An 18,170-nucleotide genomic window follows, 5' to 3' on the forward strand; every position below is an offset into this window, starting at 1 on the left:
GCTGAACGATTAATCAACGTTCAGCTGTTTTAATATCGCCTTCAAAACTTCAATTCTTGCAGTGTATTTATCATCTGTCGCAATCACATGCCAAGGCGCATTTGCAGTATCCGTTTGTTCAAACATATCTGCGGCGGCTTCTAAATATTGATCCCATTTATCTCGGTTACGCCAATCTTCTTCCGTAATTTTAAAGCGCTTATGCAAGGTCTGTTCGCGTTCTTTAAAACGACGCGCTTGCTCATCCTTACTGATTGCTAACCAGATTTTGACAATCACCGTCTGACAATCCGTTAGATTCTGTTCAAACCGATTGATTTCATCATAGGCACGTTGCCACGCCACTGTGGATGCAAAACCTTCAATTCGCTCCACCAAGACACGTCCATACCAAGTTCGGTCAAAAATGGTGATTTTGCCACTATCATTCAATCTATTCCAAAACCGCCATAAATATGGACGACGTAACTCATAACGCTCTGGTGCTGCAATGGTATGAATTTCATATTCGCGTGGATCAAGTTTTTTGACGATACGTTTGATAGCCCCGCCCTTGCCCGCAGCATCCATGCCTTCAAAGGCAATAATGACATTCCGCTTATCACAACGCATCGCCTCAGCAACTTTACGGGTGAGTTCATTTAACTGATCTTTATATTGCTCTTTTTCCAATACGTTCTGATCTGGTACTAATAATTCTTTAGGAATACTGGCCTGTTGCCATGTCTGCTCGACTTGTGTTGGATGCTCTGGTAAAGCCTGTAAAGTTTGTAATATGTATTGAGCAAAACATTGATCACGGCGCTTTTCGTCCTCACCATCAATGATGAACCAATCATCCGTAAATCGCTGACTATAGCTTTGCAAAGTATCGTATTGTTTTTTATTACGCCAATCTAATCCATGCAATTTATGCCAATGCTGTTCAGATGGATCAACCTGATCTAGACGCTTTTGTAAGGATTTCCATGAGAGATCAAACCAAACTTTGATCACATGGACATGATTTTGTCGCAAATCATTTTCAAAATCACGCATCTTCTGAACATATTGATCAAAGGTACTGTCTTTGAATGCTTTGGGATCCTGCATCGCGGTTGCAAGTAAATCGCTATACCAATTGCCAAACATCACCACAATTTGTCCTTCTGCGGGGATGAATCGAGTATAAGACTGCCAAAATGCCTGATCGCTTGATAAGCGCTGAGGAGCATCCGCTTTTACTCGCAAATAACGAGGGTCCAGCCATTCTCGCAATTGTTTAACGGCTTCACCTTTTCCGGCCAACTCAATCCCACTGACCAAGACCAAAACACTTTTTGCATTTTTCTGGTCCCGACTCTCTCTTAAAGCATATTGTGCTTCGATCAAATCTAAAGACAGCTCATCTTCATCTCGCAATTCAAATACAGGGGTTTGCGCATTCATTTTTCACCCTAAGTGCATGATTTAATAACATCGAGTATAGTCATAACTGCTTTGGTGTTTAGAAACACAAATGTACAATTTCTGTAGATATTGTCAGTGTATAGCCACAGTGACCAATTGTTAAACATTTAACGTTTATGCTGTCATAGTTCTTGGGTATGATGCAGCCTATGATTTCATGGTTTTATTTTCATAGAGTTCAAATATGTCAAAACTCGCTGCATTTGATGATCTTTTATTAAAATATCAAAATTTAAATTACCACCAAGATCCAGCGATTGCACAACGTCTGCATGAAGTTCAAGCATGGATGAAGACTCGTATCGCGGCTACACACCAAGCGTTTTTTGCCCTGCCTGAGAATCAACTGATGGCTCAGTATTTTTTAAATCGGTTATATGGCGGACCTGATTTTGATGCCATGGCTCAGCAAATCGAACGTCTCTTGAAATATGCGCATAAAGCAGAAAGCCTGCTCCCTGAAAATGCAATCAAAACAGGAACCAAATCGGTCAGTCTTGCAGTCCTCGCAACACAATTGGATGAACAAGTCGCGATTCAGCTCTTACAAGATTACCCTTTGGACACACCGCTCACAGATGAAATCATGCGTCAAACCTTAATCAAATTAGATCAAGGTGAAGCTCGATATGAACAATTACAGTTACTGGATGAGCTAGGCCTAACATTAGACAAATATATGCGCTCGACCATGATGTATGCTGCGTTTAAAATGTGTAAAGGGATCGCCAATAAATATCAATTTGAACGCATGTATGCCTTTATTCAAGAAGGTTTTGCAGCGATGAAACCGATGAAGTCAGCAGCCAGCTTTATCCAAACCTTTACAGAAAAAGAACGTGAAATTATTGATAAAGTCCATGCTGGACATCCAAACCCGTTCCAAGCTTAAAGTGATGCATTGCTCCCTCTCAATGTAGAGGGAGATTTATCACTCGCCAATTCAATTTAAAAAAACTTTTGGGAAAATGAGTTTCTGTATATTATTCATAACAATTACGCAGCAAAGCCTGTAAAAAAATACAAAATCTGTCATTATGCATGCTGATTCGTGCCGCTAGAACGAAAGTTTAGGAGAAAACAATGTCTAACGAAAACCAACAGCCTACCCCAGAAGTTGAGCAAAAACCAAGTTCAGACAAAGTCAGTCCATTCCTAAGCTCGCCACTGCCTCAAGGCACACCACAAGGTCAGCAACAATCATTACAACAAGGTCTTGCTTCGACACCTACAGGTTCAGTACCGAAATACAACTTGCCGCGTGGTGCCAATACAGGCAATGTCGGTGAAACCACACACTTTGGTTACCAAACCGTAAGCAGTGATGAAAAAGCACAAAAAGTTGCAGAAGTCTTCCATTCCGTGGCGAGCAAATACGACATCATGAATGACCTGATGTCATTTGGTATTCACCGTTTATGGAAACGCTTTGCGATCAATATGTCAGGCGTTCGTCGTGGTCAGCACGTGCTAGATATCGCTGGCGGTACGGGTGACTTAGCCAAAGTGTTTAGCCGTGAAGTTGGCCCTCAGGGACATGTTGTTCTTTCAGATATCAATGAATCAATGCTGAACGTTGGTCGTGACCGTCTAATTGATGCAGGTTGTACCAATGTTGATTTCGTACTGGCCAATGCAGAAACTTTAGAACCATTTGCGGATAATAGTTTTGATTTAGTGACAATCAGTTTTGGTTTACGTAACGTGACGGACAAAGATGCGGCTTTACAAGCGATGTACCGCGTACTTAAGCCAGGTGGTCGTTTATTGGTACTTGAGTTCTCAAAACCTGTTTTTGAACCATTTTCAAAACTCTACGATTTTTACTCATTCACCGCACTTCCGATCATGGGTAAATTGGTGGCAAATGATTCTGAAAGCTATAAATATCTTGCAGAATCAATTCGTATGCATCCAGACCAACGTACCCTCAAAGGCATGATGGAAAATGCAGGCTTCCAAAGCTGTGACTACCACAACTTAACAGGTGGTATTGTTGCAGTTCACCGCGGATTCAAATTGTAAGGCTTAAGATATGTGGTCGATTTTAGCACTTGGTGCAGTCGAACGTATCATTCATCAAATGATTGATTTGGATGCGATTACACGTATTCAACTCAATCAGCTACAAGGTCAACTATTGAGAGTTGTGATCGACAGTCCGCAACTTTCTGTTGATGTGTTTTTTGATGAAAATAAAGTTCGTCTCGAACCCACTGTCACAGGACAGAGTCAAACCGCTTCTATTTTTGAACAACGTCCTTTAGATCCTCAACATAAAATAGTCGATGCGACCGCAACTTTACATGTTGAAAACGTGGTGGCTTTAGTCAAATTGCTACTCAGCGACATGGATCAAATTGGCAATATTCCACTGGAAGGTGATTATCACTTATTGCAAGATATTCAACGGATCATGCAACAAGCCGAACCAGATCTGGCAGCACATTTATCCCCTTGGATTGGACCACAACTCGCACATGAGTTAGGGAAAATTCAGCTTGCGCCTCAACACATAAAACGCTCGTTGCAAAGTCATTTATTCTTTGTCGAAGATGCGCTCAAAGAAGATAGCGGTTTATTTGCTCCGCGTTGGCAAATGGATGATCTGAATCGAGAGACTCGTCAGCTCAATCAAGAATTAGATCGTTTAGAAGCAAAATTTCAGCAGTTACAATCTCAGTTTAATCCCACACAAGACTAGGTAAAATTTCATATGATTCCGCATATTACACGGTTACTTGAACTCTGGCGTATTGCAGCACATTACCGCCTTGATACCTTGTTCCCTGCGGAAGAATTACCAGTAAAAGCACGCCATGCATTAAATGTCATCAAAATGCACCCTGCTGCGTGGTCAAGTCGTGAGAAAAAGAATCCACTTAAGCTCAAAGAAGCATTAGAAGATATGGGACCGTTAGCGATTAAGCTCGGTCAATTACTTTCAACTCGCCGCGATTTAATTCCACCTGAAGTATTATCACAACTGGTGTTATTACAAGACCGCGTAAAACCCTATGACACACAACTTGCTAAGCAGCGTATTCAAGAGTCGCTAAAGGCGGATGTTGACACCTTATTCTTGCGTTTTGATGAGCAACCGCTCGCTGCTGCATCCATCGCCCAAGTGCATACCGCGGCGTTGCATGATGGTCGTGAAGTCGTGGTTAAAGTCACTCGCCCTGATATTCGTCGTCAAATCCTACAAGATTTTGAAATTTTAGCATGGCTTGGTGATTGGCTAGAAAATCGTTTAGAGGCTGCTCGAGCCTTACATTTATCTGAAATTATTCAAGATTATCGCCAAATTATCTTAAATGAACTGGATCTAAGCTTAGAAGCAGACAATACCCGTCGTATGCGACACTACTTTACTGGCTCAAGCATGATGTATGTGCCTGAAGTGTACATGGACAGTAAAGATGTAATGGTGGCTGAACGTATCACCGGTGTTCCTATTTCAGATATCGCGACCTTTGATCGTCTTGGCATGGATCGCGCTGATTTGGCAGAAAAAGGCTTGACCATTTTCTTTACTCAAGTATTTCGTGACAACTTTTTCCACGCAGACATGCATCCGGGTAATGTCTTTGTTGAAACCATTAACCCAAGCAATCCGCGTTTTATTGCACTAGATTGTGCCATCATGGGCGAATTATCCAAGTCCGATCAAATGACGGTTGCGCGGATGCTACTTGCCGTCATGAACAGTAACTTCATGCAGTTGATTCAGATCGTGCATCAAGCAGGCTGGATTCCACCGGGCACTGATCAAGATGCATTATCAAGAGAAATGCGTCGTACTGTCGGTCCAATGGTATCAAAACCAATGGATCAATTGGATTTCGCAGGCATTTTGATTCAGGTGATGGATATTGCACGTCGATTCCATTTGGAAATTCCACCACAACTGATGTTGTTGTTAAAGACGTTGGTTCATGTTGAAGGCTTAGGCACAGACCTTTACCCTCAGCTTGATATCTGGAAATTGGCAAAACCTATTTTGACTGAGTGGGTCAAAGCCAATATGAACCCAGTAAAAAATGTCAAAGAGATTGGGCAACAAATTCCTGATCTATTATTGGGCGCTCAGGATCTACCGAGTCTGCTGATTGATAGTCTCAATGGTTTAAAAAATCAATCTGCATGGCATGACAAACAGCTCAAAGAAATTCAACAAATGCGTTTACAAATGCAACAGCAACAACGTCGCAGCTGGATGTTTGGTAGCACCATGTTGATTATGCTGACGATTGCAATTATAAGCCCTTGGTTTATCTCAATTGTATTGATCGTTTTAAGCAGTCTACTAGCGCTTTGGCGTATGACTAAATAGTAGTTTTGGTATTTCACACTTAAATTATAAAACAATAATGTATAGACCTTTGATGATTTGGCATACAAGTTGCTACTTCATAATTATAAAAAATCAAAGGTGATTTTTTTAATTCACGGCCAATGATGCCCGTAGAACTGCTTGTCCATATATATGGATTGAGTTGTGAGGGCGTCATCATGATTTTGTATTGTCTTTTTTTTGCACGCCCCTATCACACCGCTCACAAGCAAAAATAAAATATCAATCAGCATAGATCACCAAGCTGATGACCAAGAGATATCAAAATAGGGGTCTAACGATTATGTCACATTTCGTCAAATCAACATGTCTAACGATGTGTATGACTGCTGTCGTCTTATCGCTCAGCGGATGTGGGAAAAAACCAGAAACAGCAAAGGATGCCGTTTCAAACACAGCAACTGGCGCTGAAAAAACCAATCTTAAACTTGGATTTATTAAGCTGACAGATATGGTGCCTTTAGCAATTGCCCATGAAAAAGGCTATTTCCAAGATGAAGGATTAAATGTACAGCTTGAAGCACAATCTAACTGGAAAGTCTTGTATGACCGTGTTGCAGGCGGTGAGTTAGATGGCGCACATATGCTCGCGGCGATGCCTCTTGGTGCAATGACAGGCATCACCGGTAATAAAGAAATCATTGCCCCATTTACCCTTTCTTATAATGGCGCAGCAATCACTGTTTCCAACACTGTTTGGCAACAAATGAAACCACAATTGAGTATGGAGAATGGCAAACCGAAGCACCCGATTAGTGCTGCATCCCTAAAAGGTGCAGCCGACCAATCCAAAGCATCTGGGAAGCCATTTAATTTAGGGATGACCTTTCCTGTAGGTACACATAACTACATGATGCGCTATTGGTTAGCTGCTGGAGGTGTCAATCCTGGTGTTTATGATGCTAACGACACCTCGGGCAATAAAGGTGCAGATGTCATGCTTTCAGTGGTTCCCCCACCACAAATGGTTGCTACGATGGAGGCGGGTACAACCATGGGCTATTGCGTGGGTGAACCGTGGAACCAGCAAGCCGTGTTTAGAAAAATTGGAGTCCCTGTCGCCACCTCAGATCAAATGTGGAAAGATGGTGCAGACAAAGTATTTGGTATGACCAAAGACTTTGCAGAGAAAAACCCAACCACCACAGTTAAAGTTGTCAAAGCATTAATCCGTGCATCGTATTGGTTAGATCAAGACAATAATGCCAATCGTTCCGAAGCCGTCAAAATTATTTCAAGACCCAACTATGTGGGTGCAGATGAGGCGGTGATTGCCAACAGTATGACAGGAACATTTGAATTTGAAGCAGGTGATAAACGCCCTGTACCCAATTTTAATATCTTTTATAAAGGTCAATATGGCATTCCCTATTATTCAGATGCAGTTTGGTGGTTGACCCAAATGCGTCGTTGGGGACATATCCCAGAAACCAAGCCAGACCAATGGTATTTAGATATGGCCAAGAAAGCCTATCAACCAGAAATCTATGCACAAGCAGCAAAAGAACTCATTGCTGAAGGAAAAATGAAGGCTGAAGATTTCCCTGACTTTAGCACTGCGAGCTATATCAAAGCACCTGAAACCAGTGCACTGGATGGTGTGCGCTTTGATGCCAACCAGCCAAATGCATTCTTGGCGTCTTTTAAAATTGGCCTGAAATAATTCTCTACCAACATGAGATAAGTGTCGCCATGACAAAGGCACACTTATCTAGCCAAATCTAAATTGATGTTATAGGGGGAATTTTCATGAAAAAATTATCAGTAAAGGCACGTCACTCTATTCTCAGTATCGTCCTTCCGATTATTGCAATTCTTGCATTTCTCGGGGTGTGGCAAGGTGCATCTCAACAAATCCAAACCAATATCGGCAATCTACCCGGTCCCGTTGAAGTGTTAAATGCTTTTAAAGGGCTAATGTCCGAGTTTTCTAATCAGCGCGAAGCTGCTAAAACTTTTTATGCCAATTTACCAGAAGGATCAACCGCAATCTTTAGCGCGCCACCGACCTTTATTGATCAAATTCTGACGAGCTTAAAGACAGTTCTCACTGCATGTCTCATTTCTTCGATGATTGCAATCCCAGTCGGTTTACTTTGTGGGCTCAGTCCTAATTTTTATCGCGCTTTAAATCCACTGATTCAAATTTTTAAACCCATTAGCCCACTTGCTTGGCTACCCATCGTGAGCCTATTGGTGGCCTCTTTATATGTCCACCCAATCGAAGGGCTATCAAAATCATTTGTCATTTCAGCCATCACTGTTGCCATGTGCACCATTTGGCCTACCCTCATTAACACTATGGTCGGTGTGGGGCAAATTAGCCAAGATTTTATGAATGTCAGTAAAGTGCTGAATTTATCGTGGTATACCCATCTCACCAAAATTGTATTGCCAGCCATTATTCCGATGGTGTTTACAGGCTTACGCTTATCCGTCGGTGTCGGTTGGATGGTACTGATTGCAGCGGAAATGCTCGCTCAAAATCCGGGCTTGGGTAAATTTGTATGGGATGAGTTCCAAAATGGCAGCAGTCTCTCTACCTCACGAATTTTTGTCGCAGTCATTACTATTGGCCTTATTGGCTTTGCCCTCGATCGCATTATGCTCATGCTACAACGCCGTTTTAGCTGGGACAAATCACTTGCCACGCGCTAAGGAGTTCATTCATGAGTACAGCATATCTTTCTTTACAACATCTCGATATGGTGTTCGAAAAAGACAGTGGTGGAACCTTCACGGCTTTACAGGATATTCACCTAGACATTCATCAAGGCGAGTTTGTTTCATTAATTGGACATTCAGGTTGCGGTAAATCAACCGTTTTAAATATCGTTGCGGGATTATACCAAGCCACTCAAGGAGTGGTTCTACTCGACGGTAAAGAAGTCAACTCTCCAAGCAGTGATCGCGCTGTGGTCTTTCAAAATCACTCGTTACTGCCTTGGTTAAGCTGCTATGAAAATATTGAGCTTGCAGTGAATTCGGTATTCAAAACCACGATGACCAAAGCCGAACGCCATGACTGGATTATTCACAATCTTAATCAAGTCAATATGTTGCATGCTAAAGACAAATTACCCAATGAAATTTCAGGCGGCATGAAGCAACGTATCGGGATTGGGCGTGCCCTCGCCATGAAACCCAAGGTTTTATTGCTTGATGAACCGTTCGGTGCATTGGATTCCCTCACGCGCAGCAACCTACAAGATGCACTCATGCAAATTCAGGCTGAGCTGAATAACACCATGATCATGATCACACATGATGTGGATGAAGCAGTGCTACTATCTGATCGAATTGTGATGATGACCAATGGTCCTGCGGCAACCATCGGTGATATTTTAACAGTTGATCTGCCCCGACCACGTGATCGTCTCGCATTAGCTGAAGATGCGCAATTCAATCATTATCGAGGTGAAGTACTTGCTTTCTTGCATCATAAGCATAAACATGCTGAAGCTTAGTATCTACTGATTTAGATATGCCTGTATGATGCGTCTTTATAAGACGTGCCATATAGGCTTTTTTGTAATGCGCGCTATATCTATCTATTGCGAGACTTTGACTTCTCTATTAAAACCAGTACTATTCAAATACGGCATCCTAACCAACCATAAGACAAAATTATTATTTAATTACAGAGATAACGACGCAAAAAGTTGATTTAAACATACATGCACACAGCTCATTTTGCCATTATTGGTGCTGGTACTGCGGGACTAGCGACAGCCATTTTACTGGCTCGTGAAGGTCATCGAGTCACTATTTTTGAACAGGTGGATCAACTCTCTCCTGTTGGCGCAGGTTTACTGCTACAACCCGCGGGTTTAGCTGTATTTGAACATCTTGGCATCCTTGATCAAGCTTTAAAGCTCGGTGCAAAAGTCATAGGTTTAGAAGGACAACTTGCCGATAAGCGTCTATTGGTAAATAGTCATTATCATCAAGCCGAAGCTCACCGTTTTGGTCTCGGGATTCATCGTGCCACTTTATGTCATGTCTTAACTGAAAAGTTGGCTGAATATTCCAGTCAAGTGACTTGGCGAATGAGCCATTGTATTGAAAAAATCCAAGAGCAACAAAACGAGGTTCGAGTATTGGGTTTATTCAAACAGCACCGTTTTGATGATTGTTTTGACGCTGTATTGATTGCCAACGGTGCACGCAGCCAACTTCGCCCCAAAGCATGGGTTAAAATCGATCAGCCTTATCCTTGGGGCGCCGCATGGACAATCGTACCTGAATGTTTAAGCTTAAATCCTGAAATCCTACATCAGTTTTATGATCGCGCTAAAATTATGATGGGGATTCTTCCTACTGGTGCTGTTCCTACCGCACCACAACAACGGCTTTCCAGTGTGTTTTGGAGCCTACCAACATCGCAACTACAATCGTTCCTAAAAGATGAATCTGCAAAACAACAATGGTTAAAACAAGTCTCAGATCGTTGGCCTGAAGTCGCAGAATGGCTCAAGCAGCTTGTATCGAAGGAACAAAATCAACCGCAGTGGTTATCCGCACAATATCGTGATGTAGTGATGTCACAATTTGGACAAGGTCGAATTGGTGTGATTGGGGATGCAGCCCATGCCATGAGTCCACAACTCGGACAGGGTGCCAATATGGCACTGTTAGATGCATGGGCTTTTTCGCAATCGCTACAAACTGCCAAGAAAAATCAGCAAATTGACTGGTCGATATTGTGGCAACACTATCATCTACAACGCAGCTCATCGACCCAGTTCTATCAATTTCTCAGCCGTTTGCTGACACCACTTTATCAGTCAGATCACTGGTGGGCGGGTGGTTTACGTGACTTGATTTTCCCGTGGATGTATCAAATCCCCTATTTCCGTAAAGAAATGGCAATCACCATTTCAGGCTTAAAAAAAGGACCTCTTCAACAAATGAGTTATCAGCAAATTGCTGAGTATCAACGCCATGAAAATCGTTTAATTACAAACAATCAATCCTTACCTGAATGTGAATAAAGAAATAAAGAGAGTTGAATTAAATATGAAAATTAGCCATTTAGACCACTTGGTTTTGACCGTCGCTAATATTGAAATCACCTGTCAGTTTTATCGATCAGGCCTGAATTTTGAAGTCATTACTTTTGCCGAAAACCGTAAAGCACTAAAATTTGGCAATCAAAAAATCAATCTGCATCAAGTGGGCAAAGCGTTTGAACCTAAGGCATTTCAACCAACTGCGGGTTCTGCCGATTTATGTTTTATTGCTGAAACACCACTGGAAAAAGTGATTGAACATCTGCAACAGCTGAATATTGAGATTATTGAAGGTCCAATCGAAAGAACTGGAGCAATGGGAAAAATTTTATCCATTTACCTGCGTGATCCAGATCAGAATTTGATTGAAATCTCGAACTATCTTTAACGTTCTATCTTCGACTTTTTACCCTATAAGCATAGCCAACCATAGCCACAAACGCTACACTAACGGCTTTCCACCAAATGGATTTTCACTCATGTCAAACTGGTTAGATGAAGTTAAATTTGATTCCAATGGTCTTGTTCCTGCGATTGCACAACATCATCAAACTGGTCGAGTGTTAATGGTTGCGTGGATGAATCGTGAGGCTTTACAACTAACTGCTGAAAAAAATCAGGCAGTGTATTACTCACGCTCACGTCAAAAGTTGTGGCACAAAGGCGAAGAATCAGGACACTTCCAAACAGTGCATGAAATTCGTTTGGATTGCGATGCGGATGTAATTATTCTGCAAATTGAACAACATGGTGGAATCGCCTGCCACACAGGTCGTGAGTCTTGTTTCTATCGTAAGCTCACGCCACAAGGCTGGGAAGTTGTTGATGCTCAACTGAAAGATCCAACTGCTATTTACGGTGCATCTGCTAAAACAGAAACCCATACGCACAATCAAAATGAACAAGTCGATGTACTTGCTTATTTGGGTCGTTTGATGCAACAGCGTAAAACAGCCGAAGCAGATAATTCTTATATCGCCAGCCTGTATAAAAAAGGCATCAATAAAATATTAGAAAAAGTCGGTGAAGAAAGCGTCGAAAGCATTATTGCTGCCAAAGACTATGCTATCCAAGCCTCATTGGAAAACAAGCATGACCTGATTTATGAGGTTGCAGACTTATGGTTCCATAGTATTGTTATGCTTGGTTATTTCGACCTTGAACCACAAGAAGTATTGGATGAACTGGCTCGCCGTCAAGGACTATCTGGCCTTGTTGAAAAAGCCAACCGTAGCAAAGAAGCGTAACGAGAGCCTGTGTCGACTATCGAAAAACCCAAAGCCACCTATGAGCAAGCGATTGCCATAGACAATGCTCGCCTAGGACAATCCTTTAAAGTGATTGCGTATGCTGGCACAGGTAAAACCACCACCTTACAAATGATCAGTGATGCCATGCCTGAACGGCGTGGTATGTACTTGGCGTTTAATAAAGCCATCGCATCTGAAGCGCAAAGCAAATTTCATGGCAATGTGAATTGCAGAACTTTTCACTCTCTTGCCTTTCGCAGCGTGCCACGTGGTGTAACCGACAAATTACGCTTACCACGCCTAAGTCCAAGTTTTATTGCCAAAGAATATCGCCTACAGCCGATTACTCTTCGTCGTCTCATGGGCGGGCGTTATGAAAAATATGTACTGATGCCAAGTCGACTTGCGAGCCTCGTTGCCAATGCTGTCAGTTATTTTTGCTCGACCAGTTCACAATACCCAGCACCTCGCCATATCCAAGCACCCAGTTGGTTACACCAAGATGATATCGAAGCATTACAACAGCACCTTTACCCTGCGGTAGAACGTCGTTGGTTAGAATCAATTGATCAGAATCATCAAGCTGGTATTGGACATGATATTTATCTAAAGCTTTGGGCTCTTTCAGAACCCAATATCCCTGCGGACTATGTCTTGTTTGATGAAGCTCAAGATGCTGACCCACTGATGCTGGGGATTTTATTACGCCAGAAAAGTACACAAGTCATTTATGTTGGTGATGCACATCAACAAATCTATGCATGGCGTGGCGCCGTCAATGCAATGCAACAGATGCCATTACATGAAAGTCGTTTGACCACATCATTTCGTTTTGGTGAGGCAATTGCTGATGTAGCAAATTGCCTACTGGGTGCGTTAAACGAAACGGTTCCGCTGCTCGGCAATCCAAACATGAAATCAAGCGTGGTCAATAAACCACATACCAAAATGCGTGATGCGATTTTATGCCGTACCAATGCTAGAGCCATGGAATTATTACTGTCCGGTTTGGTACATGGAGATAAAGTCAGTCTACAAGCCGATCATCAGAAGCTGAGTCGTTTTGTTGATGCTGCCAGTTTGCTTAAACAAGGTAAACGCATCACAGATGTCCCTGAGCTGGCTTGGTTTAACTCTTGGCATGATGTACATGAATACTGCGAAACCAATGATGGCAGTGATATCAAACCGCTGGTTAAACTTGTCGATGATCATGGAACTGAACCGCTCAAAAGAGCTTTGGCAAAAATCACTCCAATTGAACAAGCGGATTATGTGATTTCAACCGCGCATAAAGCGAAAGGATTGGAGTGGAATCGCGTTCATATCGAAGATGATTACCAATTTAAAATAAATGGACTAGAACATAAAATTACAGATGAAGAATTAAGATTACTTTACGTGGCCTGTACTCGTGCTAAAGTAAGTTTAAATATCCATCATCTTTATGACTTAATACAACAATTAAAGCTAAAACAACGCGCTCCCTCAACTCTTCGTCAGTCCGCAGGTTAAAAGCGCACTTGACTCGGGTCTGTTTAGATTACCTGCGCTTCATGCCTTGTTTATGTCGTTTTAGCTGATCAGGCAACGCTGGTTGAAGAAAACCATAGATCCCAAGGTGAGCATATGCAAATCGAATCGGTTCAATTTAAACATGTCGGTATGTTTCGTGATTTAAAACTTGAATTTTTTCCTGCACAACATCCGATCACTTTAATCTTGGGTGATCAAGCCACAGGCAAAACAACAGTTTTAAAAAATATCTATCATGCCCTGTCTTGGTTCTCAGCACGCTATAAAGATATTCGGACGGCAGGTGTGGTGATTGCAGACCAAGACATCATGCTGACTCGATTACAAGCTAAAGTCCAAATCCAAGTCCAACTCAGCAGTGAGCTAAACAGCAACTTAACCGAGAGTAGCTCAGCACAAGCTATTAACACTCAGAGCTGTATCTGGAAGCTTTTTAAAACTTATAATAATCAAGGTGTTGGAATTAGCCAAGTAGAAACCCAACAACTCGATCAAATGGTAAGCTTATATCAAAAAACCAATCAACAAGACCCACTTTTTGGTTTACCTTTGATTGCCTATTATCCTGCTGAACGTTTTGTACAAGAGATAAATTTACAAAGTAAAAATGTACCGGGCATCTTACAAAAAATGTCAGCCTATGACTTGACCGCCATCCCCTACACCACCTTTTCACGTTTCTTCGAATGGTTTAGGGAAATTAGTGATGTTGAAAATGCTCACTCGGCTCATATCGTCAGACGTTTAATGGGCAATGATTTTAACCAACATAATCAATCTGAGATGTTGGAACAATTACAGCAGGAACTGGTGAATCACCCCAAACAACTGTCTGCACCCAACTTATACGCCCTTAAAAAAAGCTTAACCACTGTATTTCCAGAACTCAAAGATATCTACGTTCAATATGTGCCAAAGTTACAACTGATGGTTCGTTATGACGATCAGGTACTACCATTCCAGCAGCTATCAGCATCACAAAAGACATTGATCGCTCTCGTCGGGGATATTAGTCGCCGTCTCTGCTTACTGAACCAAAATTGTTTTGAACCATGCTTAGAGGGTGAAGGCATTTTGTTGATTGATCAAATTGATACACAACTCGATCAAAATCTATGTGCTGAAATATTGGAGCGCTTACATCAAGCATTCCCGCGTCTGCAAATCATTGCCACAGGCAATCGTGATGAGTTACTTGAGCACGCCTTGCATTATCAATGCTTACAACTCGATATGAAGGAAATTTTCCCGATCGACTTAGAACAGTCCCAACAGCAATTTTCTGAACTTTATAACGAATTATACCAACCCATAGAGCCAACTGAACCGCCCAATCCGAACTTACTAGAGGCAGCGACACCGTCCAATAAAGTGGATACATTATTTAATCAAATTCAAGAGCTTGACCCACAAGAAAAAAGTGAGTTACTCAATTTATTAAGAATCGACGATACACCGCAACGAAGCTCTTCTTAATTACCAAAAAATCCAACCGCTCGGCATATTTTTTTACCTATTGATCTGTGTTTTTCGTGTAATAAGCCAATCTTTTTTGTTCATTTTATAGTAAGATAAATCGCTTTTTATTATTAAGTTGCGCAATACGACTTACTGCTCTATTAACTTGATTGGGCTTCAAGATTTAAAGCTTTGGCATTCTCTTTGAACGCCTGTAAGTCTTGAATAAATTTCACCCTTAGGTTTCTGACCTATATCATCGCCATGGATACCAGTGTGCTACCGATTATTATCTTATTACCGCTCATACTCGGCACCACCCTAATCCCATACTTGCACCGTATTTCACGTGGCATGGCTGCGATTGGGGCGATTGGCATCAGTCTGAGTTGTTTTATTTTACTGTTAACTCAGGCATCAACAGTTCTTCAAGGCAATGCCTTACTACAAAGCTGGGATTGGCTACCACAGTTAGGTATTAATTTAAGTTTCCGCCTAGATGCCTTAGGTTTATTGTTTGGTCTGCTGATTAGCGGTATCGGCACCCTTATTTTTATATATGCCTATTATTATCTCAGTCCTAAAAACTCCCTGAGTAAACTTTATCAATTATTGATGTTGTTTATGGCAGCGATGTTGGGGATTTCTTTTTCTAACAATCTCATTTTATTGTTGGTTTTTTGGGAACTTACCAGTATTTCGTCCTTCTTGTTGGTGGGTTACTGGAGTCAATACGATGCAGCTCAACGTGGCGCACGTATGGCACTTACTATTACAGGTATGGGTGGTCTAGCAATGCTAGGTGGTTTTGTTCTATTGGGACAAATCACAGGAACCTACCAAATCGATCAATTGGTATTGATGAAAGATGTGATTCAACAGCATGAACTCTTCGTACCAACTTTATTACTGATTTTACTTGGTGCATTTACCAAAAGCGCACAGTTCCCATTTCACTTTTGGTTACCCAATGCGATGGCTGCACCAACACCTGTTTCGGCCTATCTTCACTCAGCGACGATGGTTAAAGCAGGTATTTTCTTACTCGCTCGTTTAGCACCTATTTTTATTGGTGCAGCGTTGTACCACAATATCGTAACTTTTGTCGGTCTGTTTACCCTCTGTATGGCTGCTGGTTTTGCCATTTTCAAAGAAGATTTAAAAGGTCTCTTGGCATACTCCACCATCAGTCACTTAGGTTTGATCGTGTGCCTACTCGGTATCGGTTCGCCCCTTGCAGTTGCGGCTGCCATTTTCCATATCATCAACCATGCAACCTTTAAGGCAGCATTGTTCATGATTGCGGGTATCATTGACCATGAAACAGGAACACGTGACCTGCGTAAACTCAGTGGGATTTGGCAACTACTCCCATTTACCGCAACACTGACCATGATCACAGCAGCATCAATGGCAGGCGTTCCGCTGACCAATGGTTTCCTTTCCAAAGAAATGTTCTTTACTGAGTTATTGGCAAACTTGTCAGGCCCAGTCATGTTGGTTTCAGCTGTGATTGCAACTCTTGCCGGTATTTTTGCGGTGAGTTATTCAATCCGTTTAGTCCATGGTGTGTTTTTCGATGGCGAGATTGGTAAACAAGTTCCGCATAAAGATGCTCACGAGCCTCATATTGGTATGCGTTTACCTGCCATTATTCTTGCTGTGCTTTGTATTTTGGTGGGTATCTTCCCTGCACTGCTGGCAGAAACCTTTGTCAATAGCGTTACACGCGCAAGCTTAGCTCAACCTGAGTTTGCTGGCACACATCTGGCGATTTGGCATGGTGTGAATGCGCCGTTAATTATGAGTTTAATCGCTCTCGTCGGTGGTACGATCTTTTATTTTGCACTCGCGAAAGATGGCCGTATTCGCAAAATTGATTTGGATCCTCATTTGGGTAAATGGCAAGGAAAAGTATTATTTGAACTGTTCCTAAAACATTTATTACTCACAAGCCGTAAAATCAAACAAAAAACTGAGACTGGTTCATTACAGCTCTATCTACTTTTAATCGTACTGTTCAGCATTGTGATGGTCGCAATACCTTTGTTCAATCAAGGTTTAACCACAGGTACGCGTGAGCTTAATCACGCACCTTGGGCAGCGATCGTGCTTTGGTTGATACTGTTCTCTGGCTGTTGGATGATGTTGTGGTTCCATCACGAACGGATCAAAGCCATTCTGATCAGTGGTGCAGTCGGTTTAGTCGTGACAATGGCGTTTATCGGTTTATCTGCGCCAGATCTAGCTTTAACCCAAATCACGGTAGATGTCGTTACTACGATTCTATTGTTAATGAGCTTGTCTTTATTGCCGCAGTTAACACCGTATGAATCTACCCGACCACGTCGTTGGAGAGATGCGAGTCTTGCAATTGCAGGTGGTTTAGGCATTGGTTGGATTACGTGGCTATTGCTTACCCGCGAACATAATTCAATCTCATGGTTCTTCTTACAGCAATCCATCCCACTAGGAGGCGGTTCTAACGTCGTCAACGTGATTCTCGTCGATTTCCGTGGTTTCGATACCTTCGGTGAGATTGCTGTTCTTGGTATTGCTGCGATTGGTGCTTTATGTCTCATGGATGGTATGCGTGCGCATGGTACGACCGTGACTCAAGGTCTTACCTATCGTTTCAATCCATCTCCGCTCATGTTACGTATTGCAGCGTCGTGGATCTTACCGCTTGCCTTGGTGATCAGTGTCTACATCTTTCTGCGTGGGCATAACTACCCAGGAGGCGGATTCATTGCAGGTCTAGTCACCTCAATGGCAATCATTATTCAGTATATTGCGTTGGGGCAGGATCAAACAGAACGCATGCTTAAAGCCAAATCTGGGCGTTTGTACGAAATTTGGATTGGCTCAGGCTTAATGATTGCTGGCTTGACAGGTGTTGGTGCATGGTTCTGGGCACGCCCATTCCTCACCAGCGCACATATCTACGTAGAGCCACCATTGATTGGAAAAATGCATTTAGCTTCTGCATTGCCATTTGACTTAGGGGTTTATATCACCGTAGTCGGTGCCACCATGCTGTTGATTTCGGTCCTAGGTGACTCACGTCACTCTGGTATGTCTGGACCAATCCCAAGTGGAGACAAATAA

At 42.2% G+C, this 18,170-nt stretch carries 14 protein-coding genes; 13 read left to right on the plus strand and 1 reads right to left on the minus strand.

Annotation, left to right across the window (positions count from 1 at the left end):
* Positions 1 to 9: 9 nt before the first annotated feature.
* On the minus strand, positions 10 to 1,428 hold the full coding sequence (pap, locus tag F927_RS08970) for a polyphosphate:AMP phosphotransferase (RefSeq protein ID WP_005083807.1): 1,419 nt from the start codon (positions 1,426 to 1,428) through the stop codon (positions 10 to 12).
* A gap of 205 nt (positions 1,429 to 1,633) precedes the next feature.
* Between pap and F927_RS08975 the strand changes: the two genes are divergently transcribed.
* The 13 genes from F927_RS08975 to F927_RS09035 all read left to right on the plus strand — a co-directional run bounded on the left by F927_RS08975 (position 1,634) and on the right by F927_RS09035 (position 18,170).
* Entirely contained in the window at positions 1,634 to 2,341 is a 708-nt protein-coding gene (locus F927_RS08975) for a DUF8198 family protein (RefSeq protein ID WP_005083809.1), read from the plus strand.
* 191 nt (positions 2,342 to 2,532) lie between these two features.
* Positions 2,533 to 3,474 carry a bifunctional demethylmenaquinone methyltransferase/2-methoxy-6-polyprenyl-1,4-benzoquinol methylase UbiE gene (gene ubiE / locus F927_RS08980; protein WP_005083811.1) on the plus strand — a complete coding sequence of 314 codons (942 nt, stop codon included), beginning with the start codon at positions 2,533 to 2,535 and terminating at the stop codon, positions 3,472 to 3,474.
* Positions 3,475 to 3,484: 10 nt separating this feature from the next.
* Positions 3,485 to 4,153 (plus strand): ubiquinone biosynthesis accessory factor UbiJ, encoded by a 669-nt coding sequence (locus tag F927_RS08985; RefSeq protein WP_005083813.1) that lies wholly within the window; start codon positions 3,485 to 3,487, stop codon positions 4,151 to 4,153.
* Between the two features lie 12 nt (positions 4,154 to 4,165).
* Positions 4,166 to 5,785, plus strand: coding sequence for an ABC1 kinase family protein (locus F927_RS08990; protein ID WP_005083815.1), 1,620 nt, complete (start codon positions 4,166 to 4,168; stop codon positions 5,783 to 5,785).
* A gap of 304 nt (positions 5,786 to 6,089) precedes the next feature.
* Complete coding sequence (locus F927_RS08995; RefSeq protein WP_005083817.1) at positions 6,090 to 7,469, plus strand: CmpA/NrtA family ABC transporter substrate-binding protein; 1,380 nt, start codon at positions 6,090 to 6,092, stop codon at positions 7,467 to 7,469.
* A gap of 86 nt (positions 7,470 to 7,555) precedes the next feature.
* Complete coding sequence (locus F927_RS09000; protein WP_005083819.1) at positions 7,556 to 8,464, plus strand: ABC transporter permease; 909 nt, start codon at positions 7,556 to 7,558, stop codon at positions 8,462 to 8,464.
* Between the two features lie 11 nt (positions 8,465 to 8,475).
* The gene (locus tag F927_RS09005) at positions 8,476 to 9,273 is read left to right on the plus strand and encodes an ABC transporter ATP-binding protein (RefSeq protein WP_004637708.1); all 798 of its coding nucleotides are present in this window, start codon (positions 8,476 to 8,478) and stop codon (positions 9,271 to 9,273) included.
* A gap of 210 nt (positions 9,274 to 9,483) precedes the next feature.
* Positions 9,484 to 10,800 carry an FAD-dependent oxidoreductase gene (locus tag F927_RS09010; protein ID WP_005083821.1) on the plus strand — a complete coding sequence of 439 codons (1,317 nt, stop codon included), beginning with the start codon at positions 9,484 to 9,486 and terminating at the stop codon, positions 10,798 to 10,800.
* A gap of 25 nt (positions 10,801 to 10,825) precedes the next feature.
* Positions 10,826 to 11,206: a VOC family protein gene (locus F927_RS09015; protein ID WP_005083823.1), complete on the plus strand. Its 381-nt coding sequence runs from the start codon at positions 10,826 to 10,828 to the stop codon at positions 11,204 to 11,206.
* Between the two features lie 91 nt (positions 11,207 to 11,297).
* Positions 11,298 to 12,065, plus strand: a complete 768-nt coding sequence (gene hisIE / locus F927_RS09020) for a bifunctional phosphoribosyl-AMP cyclohydrolase/phosphoribosyl-ATP diphosphatase HisIE (RefSeq protein ID WP_005083825.1) — start codon at positions 11,298 to 11,300, stop codon at positions 12,063 to 12,065.
* Between the two features lie 9 nt (positions 12,066 to 12,074).
* Positions 12,075 to 13,583, plus strand: coding sequence for a UvrD-helicase domain-containing protein (locus tag F927_RS09025; RefSeq protein WP_005083827.1), 1,509 nt, complete (start codon positions 12,075 to 12,077; stop codon positions 13,581 to 13,583).
* 114 nt (positions 13,584 to 13,697) lie between these two features.
* Complete coding sequence (locus tag F927_RS09030) at positions 13,698 to 15,080, plus strand: AAA family ATPase (protein ID WP_005083829.1); 1,383 nt, start codon at positions 13,698 to 13,700, stop codon at positions 15,078 to 15,080.
* Positions 15,081 to 15,326: 246 nt separating this feature from the next.
* Entirely contained in the window at positions 15,327 to 18,170 is a 2,844-nt protein-coding gene (locus tag F927_RS09035) for a monovalent cation/H+ antiporter subunit A (RefSeq protein ID WP_005083831.1), read from the plus strand.

It is taken from the genome of Acinetobacter haemolyticus CIP 64.3 = MTCC 9819, from assembly GCF_000369065.1.
GTDB lineage: Bacteria > Pseudomonadota > Gammaproteobacteria > Pseudomonadales > Moraxellaceae > Acinetobacter > Acinetobacter haemolyticus.